This is a genomic window from Streptomyces sp. NPDC048192, assembly GCF_043202415.1.
Classification (GTDB): domain Bacteria; phylum Actinomycetota; class Actinomycetes; order Streptomycetales; family Streptomycetaceae; genus Streptomyces.
In genome coordinates, this window is sequence record NZ_JBIDAL010000020.1 from 67,573 (window position 1) to 91,760 (window position 24,188).

25 protein-coding genes and 1 pseudogene are annotated in these 24,188 nt (G+C 73.2%); 10 read left to right on the forward strand and 16 right to left on the reverse strand.

From position 1 onward, the window contains the following. Nucleotides 1-71 precede the first annotated feature (71 nt). Nucleotides 72-809, reverse strand: a complete 738-nt coding sequence (locus tag ACGFZN_RS33955; protein ID WP_393862373.1) for a GntR family transcriptional regulator — start codon at nucleotides 807-809, stop codon at nucleotides 72-74. Between the two features lie 130 nt (nucleotides 810-939). Here ACGFZN_RS33955 and ACGFZN_RS33960 point away from each other — a divergent pair, with 130 nt between their 5' ends. Further along, nucleotides 940-1,962: a Gfo/Idh/MocA family oxidoreductase gene (locus tag ACGFZN_RS33960; RefSeq protein WP_393862302.1), complete on the forward strand. Its 1,023-nt coding sequence runs from the start codon at nucleotides 940-942 to the stop codon at nucleotides 1,960-1,962. A gap of 63 nt (nucleotides 1,963-2,025) precedes the next feature. Here the strand turns inward: ACGFZN_RS33960 and ACGFZN_RS33965 are convergent, their stop codons facing one another. Further along, nucleotides 2,026-3,210, reverse strand: coding sequence for a cytochrome P450 (locus ACGFZN_RS33965; protein WP_393862303.1), 1,185 nt, complete (start codon nucleotides 3,208-3,210; stop codon nucleotides 2,026-2,028). A 227-nt stretch (nucleotides 3,211-3,437) separates the two neighbouring features. Here ACGFZN_RS33965 and ACGFZN_RS33970 point away from each other — a divergent pair, with 227 nt between their 5' ends. Next, nucleotides 3,438-3,824, forward strand: a complete 387-nt coding sequence (locus ACGFZN_RS33970) for a ribonuclease domain-containing protein (protein WP_393862304.1) — start codon at nucleotides 3,438-3,440, stop codon at nucleotides 3,822-3,824. Between the two features lie 91 nt (nucleotides 3,825-3,915). Here ACGFZN_RS33970 and ACGFZN_RS33975 read toward each other — a convergent pair whose 3' ends face one another. Continuing rightward, nucleotides 3,916-6,300, reverse strand: coding sequence for a phosphoketolase (locus tag ACGFZN_RS33975; protein ID WP_393862305.1), 2,385 nt, complete (start codon nucleotides 6,298-6,300; stop codon nucleotides 3,916-3,918). Nucleotides 6,301-6,553: 253 nt separating this feature from the next. Here ACGFZN_RS33975 and ACGFZN_RS33980 point away from each other — a divergent pair, with 253 nt between their 5' ends. Then, the gene (locus tag ACGFZN_RS33980) at nucleotides 6,554-6,889 is read left to right on the forward strand and encodes a cupin domain-containing protein (RefSeq protein WP_393862306.1); all 336 of its coding nucleotides are present in this window, start codon (nucleotides 6,554-6,556) and stop codon (nucleotides 6,887-6,889) included. Nucleotides 6,890-7,007: 118 nt separating this feature from the next. Here ACGFZN_RS33980 and ACGFZN_RS33985 read toward each other — a convergent pair whose 3' ends face one another. The 3 genes from ACGFZN_RS33985 to allB all read right to left on the reverse strand — a co-directional run bounded on the left by ACGFZN_RS33985 (nucleotide 7,008) and on the right by allB (nucleotide 10,469). Next, a complete protein-coding gene (locus ACGFZN_RS33985; RefSeq protein ID WP_393862307.1) occupies nucleotides 7,008-7,823 on the reverse strand; it encodes an AIM24 family protein in 816 nt (271 codons plus the stop codon). 123 nt (nucleotides 7,824-7,946) lie between these two features. Further along, on the reverse strand, nucleotides 7,947-9,086 hold the full coding sequence (alc, locus tag ACGFZN_RS33990) for an allantoicase (protein ID WP_393862374.1): 1,140 nt from the start codon (nucleotides 9,084-9,086) through the stop codon (nucleotides 7,947-7,949). A gap of 42 nt (nucleotides 9,087-9,128) precedes the next feature. After that, nucleotides 9,129-10,469 carry an allantoinase AllB gene (gene allB / locus ACGFZN_RS33995; RefSeq protein WP_393862308.1) on the reverse strand — a complete coding sequence of 447 codons (1,341 nt, stop codon included), beginning with the start codon at nucleotides 10,467-10,469 and terminating at the stop codon, nucleotides 9,129-9,131. 273 nt (nucleotides 10,470-10,742) lie between these two features. On the opposite strand from allB, the gene ACGFZN_RS34000 reads away from it, so the two are divergent. Continuing rightward, entirely contained in the window at nucleotides 10,743-11,537 is a 795-nt protein-coding gene (locus ACGFZN_RS34000; RefSeq protein WP_393862309.1) for an IclR family transcriptional regulator, read from the forward strand. Between the two features lie 24 nt (nucleotides 11,538-11,561). Here the strand turns inward: ACGFZN_RS34000 and ACGFZN_RS34005 are convergent, their stop codons facing one another. Then, a complete protein-coding gene (locus ACGFZN_RS34005) occupies nucleotides 11,562-11,879 on the reverse strand; it encodes a DUF5955 family protein (RefSeq protein ID WP_393862310.1) in 318 nt (105 codons plus the stop codon). Between the two features lie 129 nt (nucleotides 11,880-12,008). On the opposite strand from ACGFZN_RS34005, the gene ACGFZN_RS34010 reads away from it, so the two are divergent. Both ACGFZN_RS34010 and aceB read left to right on the forward strand, forming a co-directional pair. Next, the gene (locus tag ACGFZN_RS34010; RefSeq protein WP_393862311.1) at nucleotides 12,009-12,611 is read left to right on the forward strand and encodes an NTP transferase domain-containing protein; all 603 of its coding nucleotides are present in this window, start codon (nucleotides 12,009-12,011) and stop codon (nucleotides 12,609-12,611) included. Between the two features lie 184 nt (nucleotides 12,612-12,795). Next, nucleotides 12,796-14,421, forward strand: a complete 1,626-nt coding sequence (gene aceB, locus ACGFZN_RS34015) for a malate synthase A (protein ID WP_393862312.1) — start codon at nucleotides 12,796-12,798, stop codon at nucleotides 14,419-14,421. 3 nt (nucleotides 14,422-14,424) lie between these two features. Here aceB and ACGFZN_RS34020 read toward each other — a convergent pair whose 3' ends face one another. From ACGFZN_RS34020 to ACGFZN_RS34050, 7 genes are all read right to left on the reverse strand, one after another. Then, on the reverse strand, nucleotides 14,425-14,700 hold the full coding sequence (locus ACGFZN_RS34020; RefSeq protein WP_393862313.1) for a SelT/SelW/SelH family protein: 276 nt from the start codon (nucleotides 14,698-14,700) through the stop codon (nucleotides 14,425-14,427). A 10-nt stretch (nucleotides 14,701-14,710) separates the two neighbouring features. Then, on the reverse strand, nucleotides 14,711-15,625 hold the full coding sequence (locus tag ACGFZN_RS34025; RefSeq protein WP_393862314.1) for a HipA family kinase: 915 nt from the start codon (nucleotides 15,623-15,625) through the stop codon (nucleotides 14,711-14,713). Nucleotides 15,626-15,997: 372 nt separating this feature from the next. Beyond that, the gene (locus ACGFZN_RS34030) at nucleotides 15,998-16,279 is read right to left on the reverse strand and encodes a hypothetical protein (protein WP_393862315.1); all 282 of its coding nucleotides are present in this window, start codon (nucleotides 16,277-16,279) and stop codon (nucleotides 15,998-16,000) included. A 151-nt stretch (nucleotides 16,280-16,430) separates the two neighbouring features. Continuing rightward, entirely contained in the window at nucleotides 16,431-16,715 is a 285-nt protein-coding gene (locus tag ACGFZN_RS34035) for a hypothetical protein (protein ID WP_393862316.1), read from the reverse strand. A gap of 107 nt (nucleotides 16,716-16,822) precedes the next feature. Further along, complete coding sequence (locus tag ACGFZN_RS34040) at nucleotides 16,823-17,713, reverse strand: hypothetical protein (RefSeq protein WP_393862317.1); 891 nt, start codon at nucleotides 17,711-17,713, stop codon at nucleotides 16,823-16,825. A 238-nt stretch (nucleotides 17,714-17,951) separates the two neighbouring features. Further along, nucleotides 17,952-18,086, reverse strand: coding sequence for a hypothetical protein (locus ACGFZN_RS34045; RefSeq protein WP_393862318.1), 135 nt, complete (start codon nucleotides 18,084-18,086; stop codon nucleotides 17,952-17,954). Nucleotides 18,087-18,256: 170 nt separating this feature from the next. Next, nucleotides 18,257-18,637 (reverse strand): hypothetical protein, encoded by a 381-nt coding sequence (locus tag ACGFZN_RS34050; RefSeq protein ID WP_393862319.1) that lies wholly within the window; start codon nucleotides 18,635-18,637, stop codon nucleotides 18,257-18,259. Between the two features lie 186 nt (nucleotides 18,638-18,823). Between ACGFZN_RS34050 and ACGFZN_RS34055 the strand changes: the two genes are divergently transcribed. Then, nucleotides 18,824-19,198: a J domain-containing protein gene (locus tag ACGFZN_RS34055; RefSeq protein ID WP_393862320.1), complete on the forward strand. Its 375-nt coding sequence runs from the start codon at nucleotides 18,824-18,826 to the stop codon at nucleotides 19,196-19,198. Between the two features lie 8 nt (nucleotides 19,199-19,206). Further along, nucleotides 19,207-19,584: pseudogene (locus tag ACGFZN_RS34060) on the forward strand (TCP-1/cpn60 chaperonin family protein); the annotation flags it as partial. An 86-nt stretch (nucleotides 19,585-19,670) separates the two neighbouring features. Here the strand turns inward: ACGFZN_RS34060 and ACGFZN_RS34065 are convergent. Then, complete coding sequence (locus tag ACGFZN_RS34065; RefSeq protein ID WP_393862321.1) at nucleotides 19,671-19,871, reverse strand: cold-shock protein; 201 nt, start codon at nucleotides 19,869-19,871, stop codon at nucleotides 19,671-19,673. Nucleotides 19,872-20,316: 445 nt separating this feature from the next. Between ACGFZN_RS34065 and ACGFZN_RS34070 the strand changes: the two genes are divergently transcribed. Beyond that, nucleotides 20,317-21,060, forward strand: coding sequence for a CAP domain-containing protein (locus ACGFZN_RS34070; RefSeq protein ID WP_393862322.1), 744 nt, complete (start codon nucleotides 20,317-20,319; stop codon nucleotides 21,058-21,060). A gap of 7 nt (nucleotides 21,061-21,067) precedes the next feature. Here ACGFZN_RS34070 and ACGFZN_RS34075 read toward each other — a convergent pair whose 3' ends face one another. After that, on the reverse strand, nucleotides 21,068-22,582 hold the full coding sequence (locus tag ACGFZN_RS34075) for an IucA/IucC family protein (RefSeq protein WP_393862323.1): 1,515 nt from the start codon (nucleotides 22,580-22,582) through the stop codon (nucleotides 21,068-21,070). A gap of 84 nt (nucleotides 22,583-22,666) precedes the next feature. On the opposite strand from ACGFZN_RS34075, the gene ACGFZN_RS34080 reads away from it, so the two are divergent. After that, a complete protein-coding gene (locus ACGFZN_RS34080; RefSeq protein ID WP_393862324.1) occupies nucleotides 22,667-24,181 on the forward strand; it encodes an IucA/IucC family protein in 1,515 nt (504 codons plus the stop codon). Nucleotides 24,182-24,188: the final 7 nt, after the last annotated feature.

The window sequence follows — 24,188 nt, forward strand, 5'->3', positions numbered from 1 at the left end:
ACACTCATGACACGGCGGGGAGCGGTCGCCCGTTCGAATGTCCGGACATTGCGACGAACGCGGGGCCGCGATCAGGACCGTACGAGCAGCTGGAACTCGAAGGAGTAGCGCGTGGGGCGGTAGACGTGGTCGCCGAACTCGACGGCCCGGCCGGTGTCGTCGAAGGTGGTGCGCTGCATGGTGAGCAGCGGGGCGCCCTCGGCCTCGGCGAGCCGCTCGGCCTCGGCGGCGGTGGCGCCCCGGGCGCCGATGGACTGGCGCGCGCTGTGCAGGGTGATCCCGGCGGAGCGCATCAGCCGGTACAGGCCGGTGGCCTCCAGCTGGTCGGTCTCCAGGTCGAGCAGGCCGGTCGGGAGATGGTTGATCAGGTACGCCATGGGCTCGCCGTGCGCGAGGCGCAGCCGCTCGACACGGTGCACCTCGCCGCCCTCGGGCACGCCGAGCGCGGCGGCGACCGCGGCGGAGGCCGGCACCAGGGTGTTGACCAGCACCTTGGTCGCGGGGCGCTGGCCGGCCGCCTCCAGGTCGTCGTAGAGGCTGCTCAGCTCCAGCGGGCGCTTGACCTGGCTGTGCACCACCTGCGTGCCCACGCCCCGGCGGCGCACCAGGAGACCCTTGTCGACCAGGGACTGGATGGCCTGGCGGACGGTCGGCCGGGACAGGCCGAGCCGCGCGGCCAGCTCGATCTCGTTGCCGAGCAGACTGCCCGGGGTGAGGCTGCCGTGCTCGATGGCCGCCTCCAGCTGCTGGGAGAGCTGGAAGTACAACGGCACCGGGGAGCTGCGGTCGACATGGAGGTCGAGCGACACGGTGGGGTCCACATCTGGTTTCGGCACGGGCCCGAGCGTAGCCCCGTGGCCGGTTGACGGGAAGTTGTGAAGTCCGATTGTCCGGACATACGCGTTGACAGGGTACGGGGTCCGACCGCACTTTGTTCCCATGCGCATCGGGGTCATCGGTACGGGCCGCATCGGCACCCTTCACGCGAGAACGCTCAGCCGGCACCGCGACGTGGGATCGCTGATCCTGACGGACGCGGATCCCGCACGGGCGCAGGGCCTGGCGCACCGGCTGGGCGAGACGGCGGCGCCGGGAGTGGACGAGATCTTCACCTGGGGCGTGGACGCCGTGGTCATCACGACGGCGACGCCGGCCCACGCGGAACTCATCGGCCGGGCGGCGCGCTCGGGCCTGCCGGTGTTCTGCGAGAAGCCGATCGCGCTCGACCTGCCGGGCACGCTGCAGGCGATCGCCGAGGTCGAGGCGGCGGGAACGATCCTGCAGATGGGGTTCCAGCGGCGTTTCGACGCGGGATACGCCGGCGCCCGCGAGGCCGTCCGCTCCGGCCGGCTGGGCCGGCTGCACACCGTGCGCGCGCTGACCTGCGACCAGTCCCCTCCCCCGCCCGAGTGGCTGCCGCTGTCCGGCGGGCTGTTCCGGGACACGCTGATCCACGACTTCGACGTGCTGCGCTGGGTGACGGGCCGCGAGGTGACCGACGTGTACGCCACCGGGTCGGACTCCGGGCCCGCGATGTTCCGCGAGGCCGGGGACGTCGGCACGGGCGCGGCACTGCTCACGCTGGACGACGGCGCGCTCGCCACGGCCACCGCGACCCGGCTGAACGGCGCCGGGTACGACGTGCGCATGGAGCTGGCCGGGGAGCGGGACACGGTCGTGGTGGGCCTGGACGACCGTACGCCGCTGGCGTCCACCGAGCCGACCGGGCCACCGCCCGCGGACAAGCCGTGGCCGGGCTTCCTGGAGCGGTTCGGCCCCGCGTACGAGGCCGAACTGAACGCCTTCGTGGACGTGATCCGCGGCGAGCGCCCCAACCCGTGCGACGGCCACGAGGCCCTCCAGGCGCTCCGGGTGGCGGAGGCCTGCGAGCTCTCCCGCCGCGAGCGGCGGCCGGTGGCCCTGGCGGAGATCCCGGACGGGACACGGACGGCCGGCGGCTGACGCAGTGGGGCGCCCCAGGGCTGACCAGGCGGTACGCCGGCACCGGGCGCCCGGGTCCTCGGTCTACCAGCGCACCGGCAGGGTGCGGACGCCTCTCATCAGCAGGCCGGGGAGCCACTCGCCGGGTGGGCCGTCCAGGGCGAGGGCGGGGGCGCGGTGCAGGAGGCTGCCGATGGCCGTGCGGCCCTCCAGGCGGGCCAGGGGTGCGCCCAGGCAGTAGTGGATGCCGTGGCCGAAGCCGAGATGGCCGCGGGTGTCGCGGCGGATGTCGAAGCGGTCGGGTTCGGCGTAGCGCGCGCCGTCGCGACCGGCGGCGGCGAGGCCGATCACCACATGGTCGCCCCGCGCGATCTCCGCGCCGCCGATCTCCAGCGGCTCCACGGCGAACCGGTAGGTGGCGCTGTGCACCGGGCCCTCGTAGCGCAGCATCTCCTCGACGGCGCCGTCCAGGAGGCTCATGTCGGCGCACAGCGCGGCGAGTTGACCGGGGTGGGTCAGCAGGGCGCGGACGCCGTTGCCGATGAGGTTGACGGTGGTCTCGTGGCCCGCGATCAGCAGCAGGAAGGCCATGCCGCGCAGCTCCTGCGCGGAGAGCCGGTCGCCGTCCTCGGCGGTGGTGCGGATCAGATCGCTGAGCAGGTCGTCGGTGGGGCCGGAGGCGCGCTTGTCCTCGATCAGTTCGGTGAGGTACGCGCCGAGGCGGACGACCGCCTCGTACCCCGTCTGCCCGGTGGTCGGGGCGACCACCTCCGTGGAGGTCCTGCGGAACTCCTCGCGGTCCATGCCGGGGACGCCGAGGAGTTCGCAGATGACGGTGATGGGCAGCGGGTAGGCGAGGGAGGCGATGAGGTCGGCGCGGCCGGCCGGGAGCATCTCGTCCAGCAGTTCGTCGGTGATCTGCTGGACGCGCGGGCGCAGTCGCTCCACCCGGCGCATTGTGAACGCCCGCGCGACCAGAGCCCGCAGCCGGGTGTGCTGGGGCGGATCGGTGGCCAGCAGATGCCGGCCGATCATCTCCTGGTCCGGCACGGTCACGCCGATCTTGCTCGCGTCCTTGGCCAGCCGGGTGTCGGCGAGGGCCGCCCGCGCCTCCGCGTACCCCACGATCAGCCAGGACGCGTCCTCCCAGCCCGGCAGCCGGACCCGGTGCACGGGACCCCGCTCGCGGAGCCGGGCGTACACCGGATGCGGATCCTCGCGCAGCGCCTCCTCGAACTCCCCCAGTCCGACCACGTGTTGCCCGTCCATCGCTCCCCTTCCGGACGCCCCCCGAGGCCCACCGGGCTCCTCCCGGTACCGGCTCAACGGACGGCGCCCGGGCTTGGTGCCCGCCGCGGGCGGGAAACGCGGTCCACGCTCACGAACGTGCAGACGGCGTGTGCCCGGTTAACTCCCCGGGAACTCCCGGGACTTGCCGGAGAACTCCACATGTTTGTCATTGACATGCCACCTTCTACGCGCGTCATCATGGGGTCATGAGATTTCCCCCACACCTCACGCGCATCGGCGCCGCAGCCGCCGTCCTGTCCGCCCTCCTCGTCGGCGGCACCGTCAGCGCCACCCCGGCGTCCGCCGCGGTCGGCAGCATCTGCTACAGCGACCTGCCCTCGCAGGCGTACGACACCCTGGACCTGATCGACCAGGGCGGCCCCTTCCCCTACTCGCAGGACGGCACCGTCTTCTCCAACCGCGAAGGCGTCCTGCCCAGCGAGCCCAGCGGGTACTACCACGAGTACACGGTGATCACGCCCGGCTCCTCCACCCGCGGCGCGCGCCGTATCGTCACCGGTGAGCAGTACCAGGAGGACTACTACACCTCCGACCACTACGCCACGTTCGATCTCATCGACTTCGGTTGCTGAGGCCGGGCATCCCGAAGGACGGCCCCGTGTGCGCGTGCCCCGGCAGGGCACGCGCACACGGCGTTCGGGCGGCCGGCCGGTTCTCCGGCGCTCAGCCGTCCCAGGTCCAGTCGGCGACCTCGGGCAGGTCCATGCCGTGCTCGCGGATCCAGACGTGGTGCCGCTGGCGGGCGTCCTCCATCCGCTGGCGCACGGCGGCGGCGCGGACCTGGAGGCCGGGGACGCGGTCGATGACGTCCATGACCAGGCGGTAGCGGTCGAGGTCGTTGCGGACCACCATGTCGAACGGCGTGGTCGTGGTGCCGATCTCCTTGTAGCCGCGCACGTGCAGGTGCCTGTGGCCGCTGCGGCGGTAGGCCAGGCGGTGGATCAGCCACGGGTAGCCGTGGTAGGCGAAGATCACGGGCCTGTCGGCGGTGAACAGGCCGTCGTACTCGAAGTCGCTCATCCCGTGCGGGTGTTCCTCACCGGGCAGCAGCCGGGCGATGTCGACGACGTTCACCACGCGCACCACCAGCTCGGGCAGGTGCCGGCGCAGCAGCTGGGCGGCGGCCAGCACCTCCTGGGTGGGCACGTCGCCCGCGCAGGCCAGGACGGCGTCCGGTTCCCGGGTGCCGTCCTCGGTGCCGGCCCACTCCCAGATGCCCGCCCCGCGCGCGCAGTGGACCTTCGCCTCCTCCATGGACAGCCAGTCGAAGCAGGGCTGCTTGCCGGCGACGATCACGTTGACGTAGTCCCTGCTGCGCAGGGCGTGGTCGGCCACGGACAGCAGGGTGTTGGCGTCCGGCGGGAAGTAGACCCGCACGGCCTCGGGGCTCTTGTTGAGGATGTGGTCGACGAAGCCGGGGTCCTGGTGGGAGAAGCCGTTGTGGTCCTGGCGCCACACGTGCGAGGTCAGCAGGTAGTTGAGCGAGGCGACGGGGGCGCGCCAGGGCAGCCGCCGGGTGGTGCGCAGCCACTTGATGTGCTGGTTGACCATCGAGTCGACGATGTGCACGAACGCCTCGTAGCAGGAGAACAGCCCGTGCCGGCCGGTGAGGAGGTAGCCCTCCAGCCAGCCCTGGCAGGTGTGTTCGGACAGGATCTCCATCACCCGGCCGTGCCGGTCGAGGTGCTCGTCCACGTCCAGCGTGCCCGCCTGCCAGGCCTTGCCGCTGGCCGCGTAGACGGCCTGGAGCCGGTTGGAGGCCGTCTCGTCCGGGCCGACGAGCCGGAAGTCGCGCCGGTCGGCGGTGGCGGCCATGACGTCCTGGAGCATGTCGCCGAGGACGCGGGTCGGTTCGTGCAGGGCGGCGCCGGGCTTGTCGACCTCGACGGCGTACTTCTCCAGCGGCGGCAGGGGCAGTTCACGCAGCAGCAGGCCGCCGTTGGCGTGCGGTGTGGCGCCGAGCCGGCTCCTGCCCCCGGGAACGCAGGCCAGCACCTCCGGGCGGGGGGCGCCGTGCTCGTCGAACAGCTCCTCGGGCCGGTACGAGCGCAGCCACCGCTCCAGCTGCCGCAGGTGCTCGGGGTTGTCGCGGACGGCGGCCAGCGGGACCTGGTGGGCGCGCCAGGTGCCCTCCACGGGCAGGCCGTCGACCTCCGCGGGTCCGGTCCAGCCCTTCGGGGTGCGCAGCACGATCACCGGCCAGCGCGGCCGCTCGGTCGCGCCGTCCTCGCGGGCGCTGCGCTGGATCGCCGCGATGCGGTCCAGCGCGGTGTCCATCGCCTCCGCCATCGCCCGGTGCACGGCCGCGGGGTCGTCGCCGGTGACGTGGAGCGGGTCGTGGCCGTAACCGCGCAGCAGTTCGTCGAGCTCGCTCTGCGGGATCCGGGCCAGCACGGTGGGGTTGGCGATCTTGTAGCCGTTCAGGTGCAGGATCGGCAGCACCGCGCCGTCGCGGACCGGGTCGAGGAACTTGTTCGAGTGCCAGGAGGCGGCCAGCGGACCGGTCTCGGCCTCCCCGTCGCCGATCACGCAGGCCACCAGCAGGCCGGGGTTGTCCAGGGCGGCGCCGTACGCGTGGGAGAGCGCGTAGCCCAGCTCGCCGCCCTCGTGGATCGAGCCCGGCGTCTCCGGTGCGACATGGCTGGGCACCCCGCCGGGGAACGAGAACTGCTTGAAGAGCCGGGCCATGCCGACGGCGTCGCGGGTGATGTCGGGGTACGTCTCGGTGTACGAGCCCTCCAGCCAGGAGTTGGCCAGCACGGCCGGGCCTCCGTGGCCGGGTCCCCACACGCACAGCGCGTCCAGGCCGCGGGCCTTGATCACCCGGTTGAGGTGGGTGTGCACGAGGTTCAGGCCCGGAGAGGTGCCCCAGTGACCCAGCAGACGCGGCTTGACGTGCTCGGGCCGCAGCGGCTCGGTCAGCAAGGGGTTGGCCATCAGGTAGATCTGGCCGACGGACAGGTAGTTCGCCGCGCGCCAGTGGGCGTCCAGCGCCCTCAGCTCGTCCTCCTCCAGCCGTGCGGGCACCTGCTGCGTGTCGACGGACATCGGGGTTCCTTTCCGTGTCGGGGCAGCGGTCGGGTGTCGTGCGACGGGGCTGCGGTCTCCACCCTCCGCCGCGGCGCCGGGTGCCCGACAGGGCCGTTCGGGTCACACCCGCCGACGGCGTCCGGTGCCGTCCGGTCCGGATCGGGTGCCCGGCCGCGCGGCTCCGGCGCCGGGCCGGCGGTCTCCGGGGTGCCGTGCGGCTCCGGCGCGGCGGCGCGCGGGGCTGGGGACGCAGAAGGGGCACACTCGTCCCATGCAGAAGTTCTCCCTCGACGCCCTCGTCCGCGAGCACCTGGAACGGGCCGCCGCCGCGTCCTCACCCGGCCGCAGCGCCGAGACCGTCTACGGCGGCCACGAGCACGTGCTGCGGCAGACCCTCATCGCGCTGCGCGCCGGCACCGACCTGTCGGAACACGAGAACCCCGGCGAGGCCACGGTGCAGGTGCTGCGCGGCCGGGTACGGCTGCGCAGCGGCGACGAGAAGTGGGAGGGCATGGCCGGCGACCTGCTCCTCGTGCCGCCCGCGCGGCACAGCTTGGAGGCCCTGGAGGACTCCGCCGTCCTGCTGACGGTCGCCAAGCCGCGCTGACCTGCCCGGACGCCCGTCAGCCCGCGGGATCCTCCGGGCCGGCCGGCGGGCGCCTTCGTCCGGGTGCGGGGTCCGCAGTCACCGCCTCGGACCCCGCGCCCGGCCGTGACGCATCGGCTCAGCCGGCGTGGGTGGAGAACAGTCCGCCGGTCGGGCCCTGCTTGTCGCCGCCCTGGGCCTTCTTCAGCGCGTTGGCGAGGCTCTCGATGGTGAGGGACTGCAGGATCACCCGGCCGTTGCCCTCCAGGGTGGCCAGGGACAGGCCCTCGCCGCCGAACACGGCGTTCATGATCCCCTGGCGGTTGAGGCCGCCGACGCGCTGGACGCCGTACTGGATGCCCTCCTCGAAGGCGACCACACAGCCGGTGTCCACCTCGATGCGGCCGCCGAAGTCGGCCGGGTTGAGGTCGATGAAGTTGCCCGCGCCGGCGATGATCACCGTGCCGTATCCGGTGAACTTCTCCAGGATGAATCCCTCGCCGCCGCTCATGCCGGTGCGGCCGCCGGCGAAGGCGATGCCGAAGTCGACGGTGGACTCGGCGGCCACGAAGGCGTCCTTCTCGGCGAACCACGCGCGCCTGCCGTCGAGCTCCAGGGCGCGCATCTCGCCCGGGAGGACGCCGGCGAAGCCGACCGTGCCCTCACCGCCCTGGGAGGTGAAGTACTGGAACGCCAGCGACTCGCCCGCGAGCATGCGCTGGCCGACCTGCATGGCCGTGCCCATGGCCTGGCGCAGCAGGCCGCCCATGCCGCCGCCGGAGCCGCCCTGCTGCTGTCCGCCGTTGCCCGACGGGCCGGACAGCCGGGTCTCCATGGTGACGTTCGTGGTCTTGAACAGGAACTTTCCGGCCTCGCAGTACACGGTCTGGCCGGGCTGCAGGTTGACGACCGCCATCTGCATGGCGTTGCCGACGATCTCTTGCTGAAGGGTCACGCGATAGGAACGCGAGAGACGGACCCGTAAGTTCCAGGCATCCGGAAACGGGTCCGTGTGGGTGACACGCGGGGCGCCCCGGTGCTGTCCGGGCCGGGACGCCCCGCGCGCGTCGGGGGTGGGTCAGCCGCCCAGTTCCTGGTGGCGGGCGGCGAGGTGGGCCGCCCCCTGCTCGGTCAGGGAGCCGTACAGGCGCAGGCGGGAGATGCCGCCGTCGGGGAAGATGTCGATCCGCGCGTGCGTGCCGACGGCGGGTTCGGGGAGCACGAAGCGGTGGTTGGTGTCGGGCTGGAGGCGGGTGCGGGGAAGGATCTCGCTCCACTCGCCGTTCTCGCCGTCCTTCACGGACACCGACGCCCAGCCGGCGCTGTTGCCCTTCAGGTAGGCCGTGTCGATCTCGATGGCGCGGATCTGGGACTGGGCGACCAGCTGGTAGCGGATCCAGTCGTTGCCCTGGTCGCGGCGGCGGCGGGTCTCCCAGCCGTCGTCCATCTTGCGGGAGCGGCCCGGCTGGATGGTGTTGGTGGCCGGGGAGTAGAAGAGGTTGGAGGCGTCCTCGACCCGGCCGCCGTTCTCGAGGGCGACCACGTCGAAGGTGCCGAGCACCGAAAGCCACGCGGGGTCCGGGACGACCTCGCCGTACACGCGCAGGCGTGCGATGCCCCCGTCGGGGTGCTGGTTGACGCGCAGGTGCGTGAAGCGCTGTTCGACGCCGACCTCGAAGCCGTTGGCCGCGTGGCCGCCGACGGCGGTGCGCGGGACGATCGTCGTCCACTTGACGTCGTCGCCGAGCAGCTCCTCCGGGGACGGTGCGCCGGGTACGGACGTCGCCTCGACCGAGACCGCCTGCGGGTAGTTGCCGCGGAAGTGGGCGGTGTCGACGACGATCCCCCGGATCACGCCGGGCGCGCCGAGCCGGACCAGCGCCCAGTCGTGGTCCTCGGCGGTCGGCCAGGGGTGCTCGGCGGAGGCTCCGCGCCGGCGACGGGTCTCCCAGCCGTCCATGATCTTGCCCTTGTGCCCGAAGTGCTCGGGGTCGAACTCGGCCCGCTCGGGCACCAGCAGGTTCTCGCGCTGGGCGAAGAACTCGTCGTTGGCGGCGACGACACCGGCGCCGAGCTGCCGGTCGGCGAGGTTGGCGTACTGGGTGAAGGGGAAGTCGGCGATGCGGTAGTCCGCGTACGGGTCGCCGCCTCCGTAGGGGTTCGCGTCGCCGGTGAAACGAGCCAAAGAAGAGTGATCCAGCGCCGTCACGGTGATCAGGGGGTCCTTTCGGGAGTCGGCCGGTTGCGGGGGCGGGGTGGCTTACTGTGGGCGGGTGAGCAGGGTGCCCTTCGGCTCGGTGAACTCGCCGCCGTCGACGATGCGTTCGCCGCGCAGCCAGGTGGACTTCACGACGCCGAACAGGGTCTTGCCGGCGTAGGCGGTGACCCGGTTGCGGTGCTGGAGGCCGGCCGGGTCGACGGTGAAGGTCTCGTCGGGCGCGAGGACGGCGAAGTCGGCGTCGCGGCCGGGGGCGATGGCGCCCTTGCGGGCGCCGAGGCCGGCCAGGGCGGCGGTCTTCGCGGACATCCAGCGCACGACGTCCTCCAGGCCGTACCCGCGCACGCGTGCCTCGGTCCAGACGGCGGACAGGCTCAGCTGGAGGCCGGAGATGCCGCCCCAGGCGGTGGCGAAGTCGTCGGTCTTCAGGTCGGCGGTGGAGGGCGAGTGGTCGGTGACGACGCAGTCGATGGTGCCGTCGGCCAGCGCCTCCCAGAGCAGGTCCTGGTTGGCGGCCTCGCGGATGGGCGGGCAGCACTTGAACTCGCTGGCGCCGTCCGGGACTTCCTCGGCGGTGAGGGTGAGGTAGTGCGGGCAGGTCTCGACCGTGACACGCACGCCCTCGGCGCGGGCGGCGCGGATCAGCGGCAGCGCGTCGCTGGAGGACAGGTGCAGCACGTGCACGCGCGCGTTCAGGCGGCGGGCCTGCGCGATGAGGTTCGCGATGGCGGTGTCCTCGGCGTCGCGCGGCCGGGAGGCGAGGTAGTCGGCGTACTTCGGGCCGCCGTGCTGGGGGGCGGCGGCGAGGTGGTGCGGGTCCTCGGCGTGCACGATCAGCAGGCCGTCGAAGCCGGCGATCTCCGCCATGGACTGGGCCAGCTGGTCCTGGTCGAGGTGCGGGAACTCCTCCACGCCGGACGGCGACAGGAACGCCTTGAACCCGAAGACGCCGGCGTCGTGCAGCGGGCGCAGGTCCTTGACGTTGCCGGGCAGGGCGCCGCCCCAGAAGCCGACGTCGATGTGCGCCTTGTCGCGGGCGACGTCCTGCTTGACCCGCAGGTTCTCGACGGTCGTGGTCGGCGGGAGGGAGTTGAGCGGCATGTCGATCAGGGTGGTGATGCCGCCGGCCGCCGCCGCGCGGGTGGCGGTCCAGAAGCCCTCCCACTCGGTGCGGCCCGGGTCGTTGACGTGCACGTGGGTGTCGACCAGGCCGGGCAGCAGGACGTGGTCGCCGAGGTCCTCCAGCCGGGCGCCGGCCGGGACCGGTGCGTCGTACGGCAGGACGGCCGTGATCGTGCCGGCGGACACGGTGACCGTGGCGGCCCGCGTCCCTTCCGGAGTGATGACGCGCGTCGAGCGCAGGACCAGTTCAGCGTCGGACACCCGAACCCCTCTCTGTACTGCCGTTTTACGCCCAGGAAACGGGATGTACACCCACGTAACGGATTTCAACGTTCTGTTGAAGGAGTCTTCACTCCCGCCCGTCCACCGTCAAGGGGCACACTGCTGGACGGGGCGCCCGTCGGTGTCAGTCTGGACGTTTCCACAAAGCGGAATTAGAATTCCAGCAAGCAGAACGTAGCTATGTACAAGCAGGGAGTCAACCGGCCGCCGGGTAGGCTTCTCACCTCCCGCCAGTCCCGAAAGGAACGCGCCGTGCCGACGTCCAGCGCCAGCACCACCGACTCCGCCAAGCCCGCCGCCGCGGGCGGGGTCCAGTCCCTCGAGCGCGCCTTCGACCTGCTCGAGCGGATGGCGGACGCGGGCGGCGAGGTCGGCCTGAGCGAGCTGTCCGCGACCAGCGGGCTGCCGCTGCCGACCATCCACCGGCTGATGCGCACCCTGGTCGCCTGCGGGTATGTCCGCCAGCAGCCGAACCGGCGGTACGCGCTCGGCCCGCGGCTGATCCGGCTCGGCGAGTCGGCATCCCGGCTGCTGGGCACCTGGGCGCGGCCGTATCTCGCCCGGCTGGTCGAGGAGACCGGCGAGACCGCGAACATGGCGCTGCTGGACGGCGACGAGATCGTGTACGTCGCCCAGGTGCCGTCGAAGCACTCGATGCGCATGTTCACCGAGGTCGGGCGCCGGGTGCTGCCGCACTCGACCGGTGTGGGCAAGGCACTGCTGGCCGGGGTGCCGGACGAGGAGGTGCGGGCGCTGCTGGCCCGTACCGGGATGCCGGCCGCGACGGAGAAGACGATCACCACGCCGGACGGCTTTCTGGCGGCGCTGGAGGAAGTGCGGCAGCTGGGGTACGCCGTCGACGACAACGAGCAGGAGATAGGGGTCCGCTGCCTGGCGGTGTCCGTGCCGGACTCCCCGACGGCCGCGGCGATCTCCATCTCGGGGCCGGCCGGGCGGGTCACCGAAGAGGCGACCGAGAAGATCGTGCCGGTGCTGCAGCAGATCGCCCTCGAACTGTCCCAGGCGCTGGCCAGTTCGGGCGCCTGACCGTCCGCCTCCCGGGGAGCGCGGTCAGCCCCGCTGCGTCGGCTCCCCGAACAGCTCCACCGCCTGCCGGACCTCCCTGAGCCCTCCGGCCAGGGCGCTGACCGAGCCGATGGCCCCCGCGATCAGCAACAGGGAGCTGCGCAGGCGGGGAATCTCCGGTGCGCCGCCGGTGGCCATGGCGGCGAGCGCCGCGAGTTCGTCCTCGGCGATGGCGCGGTCGGGGAAGTCGGCCGGCAGCGCGGCGAGTTCACGGCGCAGGCGGGCCACCGCGGTCCGCAGTTCCGCCACTCTCGGGTCCTCGCCGCTGCCGGTCACTGGCCTCTGCCCCAAGCTCCGCAACACAGCCCTCCCCCTCACACTCCGTCGTGCGCGGGCCAGTAAACGCCACCGCGTCCGGGAACGCCACAGCGCGGACCGAAATTCAGCCCAAGGAAAGCGGCCCCTTCCCGCTCCGTCGGGTATGCAGGAGCCATGACGCGGAACCCTGACGGGGAGGTCGCCGGGCTGCTGCTCGCCGCCGGCGGGGGCCGGCGGCTCGGCGGGCGGCCCAAGGCGCTGCTGGAGCACCGGGGCCGGCCACTGGTGGAGCACGCGGCGCGAGTGCTGCGCGCCGCCGGGTGCGCGCGGGTGCACGTCGTGCTGGGCGCCCGCGCCGCGGACGTACGGGAGCGCACCGACCTGGCGGGCTGCGTACTCGTGGACAACCCCGGCTGGGCCGAGGGCATGGGCTCCTCGCTGCGGGCCGGGCTCGCCTCGCTCGCCGGCACGGGAGCGCGGGCGGCCCTGGTGAGCCTCGTCGACCAGCCGGGCATCGGGACGGCGGCCGTGGCGCGCGTACTGGACGCCTACGTGGACGAGACGTCGCTGGTCTCGGCCGCCTACGACGGCGTGCGCGGACATCCGGTGCTGTTCGGCTCGGCCCACTGGCCGGGCATCGCCGCCACCGCCACCGGGGACCAGGGAGCACGCGCCTATCTGCGGGAACACGCGGCGCGGATCCGCCTCGTGGAGTGCGCCGACGTGGCCGAGCCGTACGACATCGACACCGAGGCCGACCTGCGCCACCTTGAGTGAACGGGGTGGCACTGCGCGCCACCTTGCCTCGACCCAGAGAATCTCGACATCAACAAACCATTGAAGTTCCACGATGAGGAAACTACTATCCACTGTTCAGAAGCGCCTGTCCGCACAGCCGGCGCTCTTTGCCCTATACGTGCCACTAGGCACCCGGTGCCACCGCTGAAGGAAGTGACAGCTCATGTCCGCACCAGCGCCGTCCCCGCTGGCCATCGTCGACGCCGAGCCCCTGCCCCGGCAGGAAGAGGTCCTCACGGACGCGGCGCTCGCCTTCGTGGCGGAGCTGCACCGGCGGTTCACCCCGCGCCGTGACGAACTCCTCGCCCGCCGGGCCGAGCGCCGCGCCGAGATCGCCCGCACCTCCACGCTCGACTTCCTGCCCGAGACCGCCGCGATCCGCGCGGACGACTCCTGGAAGGTCGCCCCGGCCCCGGGCGCGCTGAACGACCGGCGCGTCGAGATCACCGGCCCCACCGACCGCAAGATGACCATCAACGCGCTCAACTCCGGCGCGAAGGTCTGGCTCGCCGACTTCGAGGACGCCTCCGCGCCCACCTGGGAGAACGTCGTCCTGGGCCAGCTCAACCTGATCGACGCCTACACCCGGAACATCGACTTCACCGACGAGCGCACCGGCAAGTCGTACGCCCTGCGCCCCGCCGGGGAGCTGGCGACCGTCGTCATGCGCCCGCGCGGCTGGCACCTGAACGAGCGTCACCTCGTCGACGCCGACGGCCGCCAGGTCCCCGGCGCCTTCGTCGACTTCGGCCTGTACTTCTTCCACAACGCCCAGCGGCTGCTGGACCTCGGCAAGGGCCCGTACTTCTACCTGCCGAAGACCGAGTCGCACCTCGAGGCCCGCCTGTGGAACGACGTGTTCGTCTTCGCGCAGGACTACGTCGGCATCCCGCAGGGCACGATCCGCGCCACCGTCCTCATCGAGACGATCACGGCCGCCTACGAGATGGAGGAGATCCTCTACGAACTGCGCGACCACGCCTCGGGGCTGAACGCCGGCCGCTGGGACTACCTGTTCTCCATCGTCAAGAACTTCCGTGACGGCGGTGCGAAGTTCGTCCTGCCGGACCGCAACGCGGTGACGATGACGGCCCCGTTCATGCGGGCGTACACCGAACTGCTGGTCCGCACCTGCCACAAGCGCGGCGCGCACGCGATCGGCGGCATGGCCGCGTTCATCCCGTCCCGCAAGGACCCCGAGGTCAACAAGGTGGCCTTCGAGAAGGTCCGCGCCGACAAGGACCGCGAGGCGAACGACGGCTTCGACGGCTCCTGGGTCGCCCACCCCGACCTGGTCCCGATCGCCATGGAGTCCTTCGACAAGGTGCTCGGCGACAAGCCGAACCAGAAGGACCGGCTGCGCGAGGACGTGCACGTGGCGGCGGCCGACCTGATCGCGATCGACTCGCTGGACGCGAAGCCGACGTACGCGGGTCTCGTCAACGCCGTGCAGGTCGGCATCCGTTACATCGAGGCCTGGCTGCGCGGGCTCGGCGCGGTCGCCATCTTCAACCTGATGGAGGACGCGGCCACCGCCGAGATCTCCCGCTCCCAGATCTGGCAGTGGATCAACGCGGGCGTCGAGTTCGAGAACGGCGACAAGGCCACGCCCGAGCTGGCCCGGAAGGTCGCCGCAGAGGAACTGTCCGCCATCCGCCAGGAGATCGGTGAGGATGCCTTCGCCGCCGGCCGCTGGCAGGAGGCCCACGACCTGCTGCTGCGGGTCTCCCTGGACGAGGACTACGCCGACTTCCTCACCCTGCCGGCGTACGAGCAGCTGGGGAGCTGAGCCTCACGACGTGCGGTCCGAGTGGCCCAGGGCCCTGCCCGGGGCCACTCGGTCGCGTACGAGGCGCTTGACCGCGGTGGGCTCCGGGAAGCCCTGCTCCTTGCGGTCCCACACCACCTCGCCGTCGACGCGGACCACGAAGACGCCTCCTGTGCCCGGCCTCAGCGCCAGCTCGGTCAGCTCGCCCTCGAACGTGGTGAGCAGCTCCTGTGCCAGCCAGGCCGCGCGGGGCAGCCAGCGGCACTGGGTGCAGTACTCGATCTGTACGACATGGGTCATCGGGTGTCCCTCATCCCAGGTGTGCCGACCAGTCCTGTTCCGCCGCCGGCTTGCCGTGCAGGTCGGGGACGCGCTTGAGCCAGTCCGGGCGGCCCGCCTGCGTCCTCGCCGCGCGGGCGGCCTCCTCCGCCGCGAGCTGATCGCGGCTCGGGAAGTCGGTGGGCAGCCACTCGTGCGACAGGCGCACACGGGCCAGGAGGTAGTCGACGTAGGCGGCGCGGACGTCGTCCGGGGCGGCGAAGCCGGCGTCCTCGGCGAGCCAGGCGTCCGGGACCTCGGCGAGCAGCCCGCGCAGCAGTTCCCGCGTCACCTTCGGGGCGAGTTCGGCGTCGGCGGCACGGACGTCGGGGCCGTACTGGCCGAGGGCGTGGTGCCGGAAGTCGTACCTCTTGCCCGGGTCCGTGGTGTCCCAGCGGTGGTGGAAGACGAGGGCGGCGCCGTGGTCGATGAGCCACAGGCGCGGCGGTGCGGTGCCGAGGGTGGGCCAGACCATGAGGTTGGAGCTGTGCACCGTGCGGTCCACGTTCACGGTCAGCGCGTCCAGCCAGACGATCCGGCCGGCCTCCAGCGGGTCCACGGGGAACACCGTGGCGATCTCCGGGGTGAAGTCCCGCGCGCCCGGCAGAAAGTCCATGCCGAGATTGACGCCGGCACTCGCGCCGTGCAGCTCGCGCACCTCCTGGTGCGGCTCGCCCGCGGCGATGGCGGGGTCGAAGTGGACGAGGACCAGCTCGGGGAAGCGCAGGCCGAGCGCGCGGGCCAGCTCACCGACGATCACCTCGGCGACCAGCGCCTTGTGGCCCTGCGCCGATCCGGTGAACTTCACGACGTACGTGCCGAGGTCGTCGGCCTCCACGACTCCGGGTACGGAGCCGCCGGAACGCAGGGGTGCGACATAGCGGGTCGCGGTGACCTCCCTCAGCATGTTCGAAGGCTCCACCGCTCATTGCCCGTGCATTCCACGGCCACCTCCCAGGGGCTGCAATCGGAGCATAGTAACCAGGCGTGAGAGCCGCTGCTGGTGGTGGAGCGCCCTGGGGGGTGGAGGCTGGGGCGGGGTGAGGCGGCAGGCCGCCGCCGCGGTCTCGCCCTCGCTGAGCAGCACGAGGCGGTCGCCGGCCCGGACGGCGGCGGTGACGTTCCTGAGCCGGGGGGGCGTACCGGCCGCGGAGGCGTCGAGGGAGAGCCGCGTGAGTTGACGCCCGCGCGCCCCGGCCGGCACGTCCGGCGGGGGCGCGTCTGCCGCGGTGCCGGGCGCACAAGGCAGCCGGGCAGCACCGTGCGGTGCCGGGTCCGGTCACTGCCTGGCGGGCGTGTCCACGGTGTGGAGCAGGAGGAGGGCGAGGCCGTCGGTGTGGCCCTGGGGGCGAGGGCCCGGCGTGACAGGACCGGTAGCCGGCACCGGCGGGGCCGGCTCCGCGGTCTGCCCGTCCGGCACCGGATCCGGTGCGGGTGTGCCCGGGGCGGCGTCCGGGTCCTCCGTCCCGGCGGCGCCGCAGGAGGCCAGAACCGCGGCGGTCAGCGCCGCGGCGAAGCTCTGTCCGCTGCTCTTGAGGGTGCGGATCTGCTGGATGTCCATAGCTGATGCCTTCTGCAGTGGCCCGGCGACATCGCAACCGGCGCCCGTGGCGCCGAGTCGAGGGCGGCTCTACCGCGACAACCCGCCAACGAGCCGCCCGCGCGCACGATGCGCAACACCACCCGAACAGGCCAAGGTCCCGTCGGCACACCTATTCGCCGCGTGAGGTGAACACCGCGGTCCGCGCAGCGGGCCTGTCCACGCCGTGCCCGGCATGCGAAGGCCGGGTGCCCGGCGCTCCGCCGGAGCGGGCGTGGCGCATCACGCGACGCCGCAGCAGCGCCGTCCCAGCTCTCAGCCGGCCGGTGACCAGCCTGCTCCGGGACGGCGGCAGCGGCAGACGGGTCTGCCGGAGATACGCCCTCCACTCGCGGTACACGCCGGGCGCGAGGACGGCGAGGAGCAGGACCAGGGGGACCACGACAGCGGATATCACGACAGGTTGCCCTTCCCGGATCGGGGTGTCGGATGGTTCGGCTGGAGTGGGTGTGCGCCGGTGGACGCTCTCTCGTGTACGACGCGGCAAGGATCGGGAGCGGCCGGTCAGCGCGGGCCGGAGCTGAGCCGTTCGATGGCCTCCAGGACGCCCTTGCGGTGGGCGTGGGTGCGCTCGTAGCCCTCGAGGACGTGCAGGTCGGACTCGGACAGCCCGGGAAGGCGCCGTTGGATCTCCTCGACGCTGAGCTGGCTGAAGCCGATGATCGGCAGGCTGTCCTCGGTGCTGACCGCTCCCTGGATCTGCTCGGCCGCGGCGCCCACCTCGGTCTCCGTCAGCCGCTCCTCGTCGGCACCGGGATGCCGTCCGGGGTGGGTCATCCGGCGCAGCCGCTCGGCGACGGCCCGCAGCGGGCGGGTGGCCGTGTGGGCGAGGCCGCCGTCCGCCGGCTGTTCCACGCGGAAGCCGTCGCCCGCGGCGGCCACGGTGCGGGCCTGCCGGTCGAGGCTGTCCTCGAGCGCGGCCAGCAGTTCCTCGTCCTGGTGGCTTATCTCCCGCAGCAGGTCGAGGGCGACGCGGTCCTGGGCCTGACCGGCGAGGACCTCCCCGACCCGGGCTGCGGCCAGGGCCCGCGCCGCGGCGGCGTACTCGTCCTCGGTGTTCTTCAGCACCTGCCGCTCGTCGGCCGGCCCGCGCCCGCGCATCACCACGGTCACCGTCTTCTGTCCGAGGGTCAGCGGCAGCGTGGCCGTTCTCCAGGTGAGCCGCGCGGCGAACCGCGTCACGTCGGTCGCGCCGCCGAGCAGTCCGCGCGGCCGCAGTCCGCGGACGTGGCGGTCGATGCGGTGCGCGTTCTCCTGCATGTCGTCGGCGCGGCGTTCGAGCAGCTGCCGGTGCGGGCCGGGCGGCGCGAAGGCCGCGTCCTGCCGCAGCCGGTCACGCGCTGCGGCATGGGCATGGTGGGCATCCTCGAGCGCCGGTATCAAGGTCATCGCCATGGCGGGCTGCTCCCTGCGTGCGGGGATCGGGCGTCGTTCAGCGGCCGCCCGGCCGGCCGTCCCCCTGCGGCTGGGCAGCCGGCATCATCCTGCGCGTCCCGCGCCAAGATCACCCGTCGGGAGCACCCTCGACCGGGGACGATGACCTGCGGGTGCCCGGCCCGCGCCGCGTCCTCACGGTCCCCGGAAACGGACTGCCGCGTTCGGCCATCCGGGTGAGGGGGCTGCTCGGGGAGTTTCAGGACCGGCTCGGGCGCTCCCGCTCCCCGCCGTCGGCGTCGAACACCTTGGTGAAGGTGGCGCCGCAACGGCAGCGCGAGTGCTCGACCAGTTCGCCGTCCTCCGACACGCTCAGCCCCTGGCTGAGTCGCACATGCACATGATCACCCATGAGAGCTGCTTTCGTCGAGGCGAGCGGTCCGCCTCATCGTGCGGGCTCGCCGCCGCCCCCGGCAATGCCGCAGCTCACATACTTCGCACATGCGACCATGACGCCCCGCCCCCGTGCGGTGCGCGCCGCGCGGAGGCGGAAGGGCGGGTCGCTCAGGACCGGTGCGTGGACGGCTGTCCGGCTCGGGCCTGCGGCTGGGGGTGGCCTGCGGCGTGCAGCATCGGTGCGGCGTGCCGCTCCGGACGGTCGGCGCCCTCGGCCGGGACGCGGCTGCGGGGCGTGGCGGCGTCGCCGGGCAGGGGCACGGGGCGGCGGGCCACGAGGCGGCCGACCCAGCGCCGGCCGCAGTGTTCGCACGGCGGCGCGCCCTGCGGGGTGTACGGGGAGGCGACGGCCGCGTTGTCGCGGTAGAAGACCTCCCACTCGGCGTCGAGGGCGTCCCGGTAGCGCTGCACGTCGTAGTCGACGCTCCAGCGGTGCCAGCACGAGCCACAGGTGAACTCGACACGTTCGACGGCAAGTTCGGTGATCACGGCCCGGCACCTCCTGTCCGGTCGGCGAGTGCGGTCTCCGAGGCGTACGAACAGCCCCTCGGACCCTCTGGCAATCCCTATACCTCCCCGGCCCGGATCTTGACAAGAACCGGCTCAGGTTTATTTCCTGGCTATAGGCAACCAAGGGCGAAACCGCAGCTCGCGGTAGGCAAGGAGGTGGCCGGGATGCAGGCGCGGGATCAGGGAGCGGACCTGTACGCGGTGCTGGGGGTGGAGCCCTCGGCGACGTCCGAGGTGATCACCTCCGCCTTCCGCGCCCGGGTACGGGAGCTGCGCCCGGACACCCGCGTCGACCCGGCCACCGCCGAACGGTTCGGCGAGGTCCGGGCGGCGTACGACACGCTCCGCGATCCGGTCCTGCGCGCGGCCTACGACCAGACGTACGAGCGAACGGCCGGGCAGCCTGGGCCGGCCCCCGGACGCGGTCCCGGCGCCACGCGGCCGCCCCGGGACGCGCGGCCGTACCTCGTGGTGCTCGGGACCGTCCGCCCCGAGCCGCCCCTGCGCGCGGGCCCCGTCCGGTGGGAACCGCCGCGCTGACCCACACCGCCGCCGTACCGCGCGGCGTGGCGCGGGCCGGGTTCCCTTGCCGCCGGGCATCCCGGAGTGCTGACGAAGCCGGTGTGGAGATGGTCCGCCGCGCGCTGACCGTCCCGTTGCGGCAGATCGCCCGCAGCGCCGGCCCGGAGGGCGGTGTCGTGGCGGAGAAGGTCCGTGCGCTGCCCGTCGGCCACGGTCCGAACGCCGCGACCGGCGCGTACGTGCACATGCCGGCGGCCGGCATCGTCGACCCGGCGAAGGTGACCAGTTCGGCGCTGCGGAACGCCGCGTCCATCGCCGCGCTGTTCCTGACCACCGAGGCCGTCATCGCCGACGAGCCCGAGGGGAAGGAGACGGCCGCCGCAGGCGCCGGCGCCGATCTGTGACCGTCGCGGTCCGGTGACGGCCCGGGGCGGGTGTCCGGCGGTCTCGGCACAGCACCGCGGACGCCCGCCCCGCGGCGCGGATCGGGTCAGAGGACGGTGACGGCAGTGGCCTGGGGGCCCTTGTTGCCCTGGGTGACCTCGTACTCGACCCGCTGGCCCTCCTCCAGGCTCCGGAAGCCGGCGGCCTGGATCTCGGAGTAGTGCACGAAGAGGTCGGGACCGCTGTCCTGCTCGATGAAACCGAAGCCCTTCTCGGCGTTGAACCACTTGACGGTGCCCTGCGCCACGGTCACTCCTGCTGTGTCGTACCGGTGTCAGCGGCGACATTCTCGCCGGATTCCTCCCGGACGGCGGGCGACACGCCTGGCCGGACGCACGCCGAGCCCTGGACAGGGTGACATCCCTCACAGCGCGCTCGGCACCTAGGTGTCCGGCTTAGTAGGCGCGGCTCCGCCGACATAGGGGACTTGTCCGGCTTGCCGTCGCCGCCGGCCGTCCGCCGGGCCGGGAAACCGCCTCCGCCCGGCTCGTTCCCGTATCCGCCACCGGCGGCCCCGTCCTGACGGCCCGTCATGCAGGTGCAAACATCGCGGACGCGAACCCGGCACCTCTGTGGCCGCCTGACAAGAGGCGTCCTGCCCTACTACCTCCCCTCGTAGTGACGCCCCTTTGCGCTCCTTGTGAAGCCCTCCCGAAAATGAGCGCCCCGCGATCACCGAACGAGGTTGACGAATGGCCCAGCACCGCAAGACGAAGCCCTACCGGCGCATAGTCGTCGCCGCCGTCGCCATCGGAGCCGTGGGCGTGCCGTCCGTCGCCCTGGCCTGCACCGACTGGCCGTACGGCGGCACGGACCGGCCCGAGGCCGCCGCGACGACCACTGCCCGGCCGCACCACCACGGCCACCGGCACCATCACCACCGCAACGCCGCGCCCGCGCCGTCCTCCGCGTCCCCCACGCAGCGGCCCTCCGCGTCCCCCACGCAGCGGCCCACGACCCACCCGAGCACCGCCGCCAGGACCACGGCGCCCGCGCCGCGGGCGACCACGGCCGCCCCGGCCACCCCCAAGCCCACGCCCTCGGCCTCCGCCACCGCGTCCTCGGCCACCGCGCGCGTCGTCCAGCTGGTCAACGCCGAGCGCGCCAAGGTCGGCTGCCACCCGCTGACCGTGAACGCGAAGCTGACCCAGGCCGCGCAGGCGCACAGCGCCGACATGGCGGAGCACCGGAACATGTCGCACACCGGCTCCGACGGGTCCGACCCCGGCGACCGCATCACCAGGGCCGGCTACACCTGGAGCGCCTACGGCGAGAACGTCGCCTACGGCTACGCCACTCCGGAACAGGTCATGACGGGCTGGATGAACAGCCCCGGCCACCGGGCGAACATCCTCAACTGCTCGTTCAAGGAGATCGGCGTCGGCCTCGCCCAGCCGGGCAGCTACTGGACGCAGGACTTCGGCACGTCCCGGTGACCGGGGGTCAGCGGCCCGCCAGCGGGTTCGGCAGGGGCAGATAGCGGGCGTCCGCGCCGTCCGCTCCCGTCCAGCGCAGCAGCAGGTTGGTCTTGCCCGGCAGGGTGGGCGAAGCGAGCAGGGCGGGGATCTCGGGCACGGCGTGCCGGGCCAGTTCCCGGCGCGCCGCGGGCCAGGGGTCGAATCCCGGGTGGTGGTCGGCCAGGGCGGCGGCGATCTCGGCGAGGTGGTTGACGACCAGGCAGTACACCAGCCGCTCCCAGCCCGCCGCCCGGGTCACGTCGGGCAGCAGCCTGGCGCCCTCGGCGTCCCGGAACAGGGCCTGCACGGGCGTCCCGGAGCCGTCCACGGCGACGAGGGTGTTCTGCAGATGGGCCTCGAGGACGACCCCGTGGTCGTCGAACGCGGCGAGCGCGGGCGGCACGACCTGGCGCAGATAGGCCTCCCACCAGGCCGCCGGGTCGGCCGCGGCGGCCAGCGGGCTGCCGTCGAAACCCTCGGCGAGGCCGGCGGCGAGCAGGGGCGTGGCGCCGGGCAGCAGATGGCCGCGCAGGCCGTCCCTGACGAGGACGGCCAGCTCCTCGAAGGCGAAGGCGGCCGTGCGATAGCCGCGGTCGCCGAGCCAGGCCGCGGGCGGCCCCAGCGCCGCGAAGGCGTGCCGGGCCGCCGCGTCCGTGCGGCGCAGTGCGCGCAGGTCGTGGCGCCACAGGCGGCGGATGTCGTTGGTGATGCGGACGTCCAGGCTGAACTTCAGGAACAGGTCGCGTCCCGGCTCGTACACCGTGCGGACCGCCGCCGTCGGCCAGGCGGCGAAGTCCGTGGCGCCGAGGCGGAGCAGGCGGCCGTCGGCGAAGGCCGGGGCGAGGTCGCGGCCGACCAGCTCCAGCTGCCAGGGGTGGGCCGGCAGCAGCCGGTAGCCGGGCGGGGCCGTGCCGAGCGCGTCCAGGGCCCGGGTGTCGCCCTCCTCGGCCACCTGGTCCTCGCGGACGCCGAGGAGCGTGAGCGGGAAACGGGCGTGCGCCTCGGGGGCGTACGGCAGCCAGGAGGCGACCGGGCCGCCGCCGCGCGCCTTGGGCGCCGGGTGGTAGGGGTGGCCGGTGATCAGGGACTGCTCGGAGCGCAGGTAGGGGTCGGCGGGCGGCGTCGCCCGGGCCCGGGCGGCGAGCAGGGCGGCGACCGCGTCCCGGCTGTCGATCATCTCGGCGGGCAGGTCGCCGCCGGGCAGCCCGGTGTGCCGGCGCAGTTCCTCGGCGACCAGTTTGACCAGTTCGGTGTGGCCGACGCGGCGCCAGGTGCCGGCCGCGCGCACCTCGGGGTCGGCGGGGCGCCGGCCGCCGCGCACCCGCAGCAGCCGCCCGCTGGGCAGCCGGTGGACCCGGCGGTCACCGGGGCCGTCGAGCGGTACGGCCACCTCGCGCAGCAGGCAGTTGAGCAGGGGCGCGACCGCGTAGGCGTCGGCACTGCCGCGGGCGGCTCCGGTCCGGGGTGCTCCGATGGGGGGTGAGGAATCCACGCGATCCATTCGTTTCGTCCGGAGTGGTCACGATCAGTATGTCTGTCGTCGCCGACAATCGTCCTGCGCGCCCGCGTACCCGAGGAGCCGACCGTGCACCGTCCCCCCACCGCCGAGGCCCGGATGGCCGAGGAACTGGCCGCCGTCCGGCCCGCGCTGCTGCCGCGGTTCACCGCGGAGCTGCCCGGCGCGCGTGCCGCGGTGCTGACCCGGCTGTGGCGGGCGTTCGCCCATGAGCCGCTGCCGTGGATCACCGGCCGGGTGCGCGGCGCGCACAGCCTGGCGCTGCGGCTCGCCGACGGCCGCACGCTGTACGGCCCGCACGCCGACCCGTACGCCACGAGCGCGTACGTCACCGAAGTCCGCCTGGACCGGGCGCGCGAGGTGGATCCGGCCGCGCTGATGACCGCCCTCGGCGTGCCGGACGGTGCCTGCTTCGCCGCCGAACTGGCCGACAGCGTCGCCTCGTTGGCGCTGTCACGGGCCGCCGCCGGTCACCCGCGGGAGTGGCCGGAGCACGACTGGGAATGGGAGCGGCGGGTGACCGACGGGCATCCGTACCACCCGAACTGCCGGTCCCGGCCCGGTTTCTCGGTGGCGGACCAGCTGGCGTACGGCCCCGAGCACGGGCCCGTGGTGAAGCTGGGGACGGTGCCGGTGCCGGCGGACGGGTGCCTGGTGGCCGGGGACTGGCCGGCCGAGCTGCGGGACGGCAAACGGCTGCTGCTGCCGGTGCACCCGTGGCAGGCCGATCGCGTGCTGAAACGGTCGTACGACCCCTGGCGCCCGGCGCGTCCGCTGCTGTCCCTGCGCACCCTCGCGCTGCCGGACGGACCGCATGTGAAGACCGCGCTCAGTGCCCGGCTGACGTCGTCGGTGCGGGACATCTCCCCGTACTCCGTCGAGGCCGCGGCCCCCCTGTCCGCGCTCGGCGAGGAGCTGGCCGCCCGCACCGACGGCCTGCTGCACGTCACCCGCACGCTCGGCGCGGTCTCGGCCGGCTCCCCCGATCTGGCCGCCCTGCTGCGGGAGTCGCCCGAGGTGTACGCGGCGCCGGGGGAACGCGTCGTGCCGGTGGCCGCGCTGGCCACCACCGCGCTGCCCGAGTCCCCCGGCTGGCTGGCGGCGTTCGCCCGGCTGGCGCTGACGGTGGGCCTGCACCTGCTCGACCTCGGGGTGGCCCTGGAGGCGCACGGCCAGAACCTGCTGGTGGTCCTGGCGGCCGACGGCACCCCGCTGCGGCTGGTCTACCGCGACCTGGCCGACATCCGGATCAGTCCGGCCCGGCTGGCCCGGCACGGCATCGCGCCGCCCGCGCTCACCGGCCGCCTGGTCACCGACGACGAACCGGCCCTGTGCCGCAAGCTGTTCGGCTCCCTGGTGGCGGGCGCCCTGGCGGCCACGGCGGGTTCGGGACCGGCGCTGGGAGCGGCGCTGTCGGCCGCCGTACCGGACCTGCCCGGCACTCCCGGCCTGCGCGCACTGCTGCACGGGCCGCTGCCCGCCAAGGCGCTGACGCTGATGCGGCTGTCGCCGCGGACCCCCGGCGACCAGTGGACGTCGCTGCCGAACCCGCTCGTTTTGGAGGCATGCCGGTCTGATCAATAAGATCCGG

Coding starts and splice junctions, on each gene's coding strand:
- ACGFZN_RS33960 (WP_393862302.1), top strand. CDS start 940: ATGCGCATCGGGGTCATCGGTACGGGCCGCATCGGCACCCTTCACGCG.
- ACGFZN_RS33965 (WP_393862303.1), bottom strand. CDS start 3,210: ATGGACGGGCAACACGTGGTCGGACTGGGGGAGTTCGAGGAGGCGCTG.
- ACGFZN_RS33970 (WP_393862304.1), top strand. CDS start 3,438: ATGAGATTTCCCCCACACCTCACGCGCATCGGCGCCGCAGCCGCCGTC.
- ACGFZN_RS33975 (WP_393862305.1), bottom strand. CDS start 6,300: ATGTCCGTCGACACGCAGCAGGTGCCCGCACGGCTGGAGGAGGACGAG.
- ACGFZN_RS33980 (WP_393862306.1), top strand. CDS start 6,554: ATGCAGAAGTTCTCCCTCGACGCCCTCGTCCGCGAGCACCTGGAACGG.
- ACGFZN_RS34010 (WP_393862311.1), top strand. CDS start 12,009: ATGACGCGGAACCCTGACGGGGAGGTCGCCGGGCTGCTGCTCGCCGCC.
- aceB (WP_393862312.1), top strand. CDS start 12,796: ATGTCCGCACCAGCGCCGTCCCCGCTGGCCATCGTCGACGCCGAGCCC.
- ACGFZN_RS34020 (WP_393862313.1), bottom strand. CDS start 14,700: ATGACCCATGTCGTACAGATCGAGTACTGCACCCAGTGCCGCTGGCTG.
- ACGFZN_RS34025 (WP_393862314.1), bottom strand. CDS start 15,625: ATGCTGAGGGAGGTCACCGCGACCCGCTATGTCGCACCCCTGCGTTCC.
- ACGFZN_RS34030 (WP_393862315.1), bottom strand. CDS start 16,279: ATGGACATCCAGCAGATCCGCACCCTCAAGAGCAGCGGACAGAGCTTC.
- ACGFZN_RS34040 (WP_393862317.1), bottom strand. CDS start 17,713: ATGGCGATGACCTTGATACCGGCGCTCGAGGATGCCCACCATGCCCAT.
- ACGFZN_RS34055 (WP_393862320.1), top strand. CDS start 18,824: ATGCAGGCGCGGGATCAGGGAGCGGACCTGTACGCGGTGCTGGGGGTG.
- ACGFZN_RS34070 (WP_393862322.1), top strand. CDS start 20,317: ATGGCCCAGCACCGCAAGACGAAGCCCTACCGGCGCATAGTCGTCGCC.
- ACGFZN_RS34075 (WP_393862323.1), bottom strand. CDS start 22,582: ATGGATCGCGTGGATTCCTCACCCCCCATCGGAGCACCCCGGACCGGA.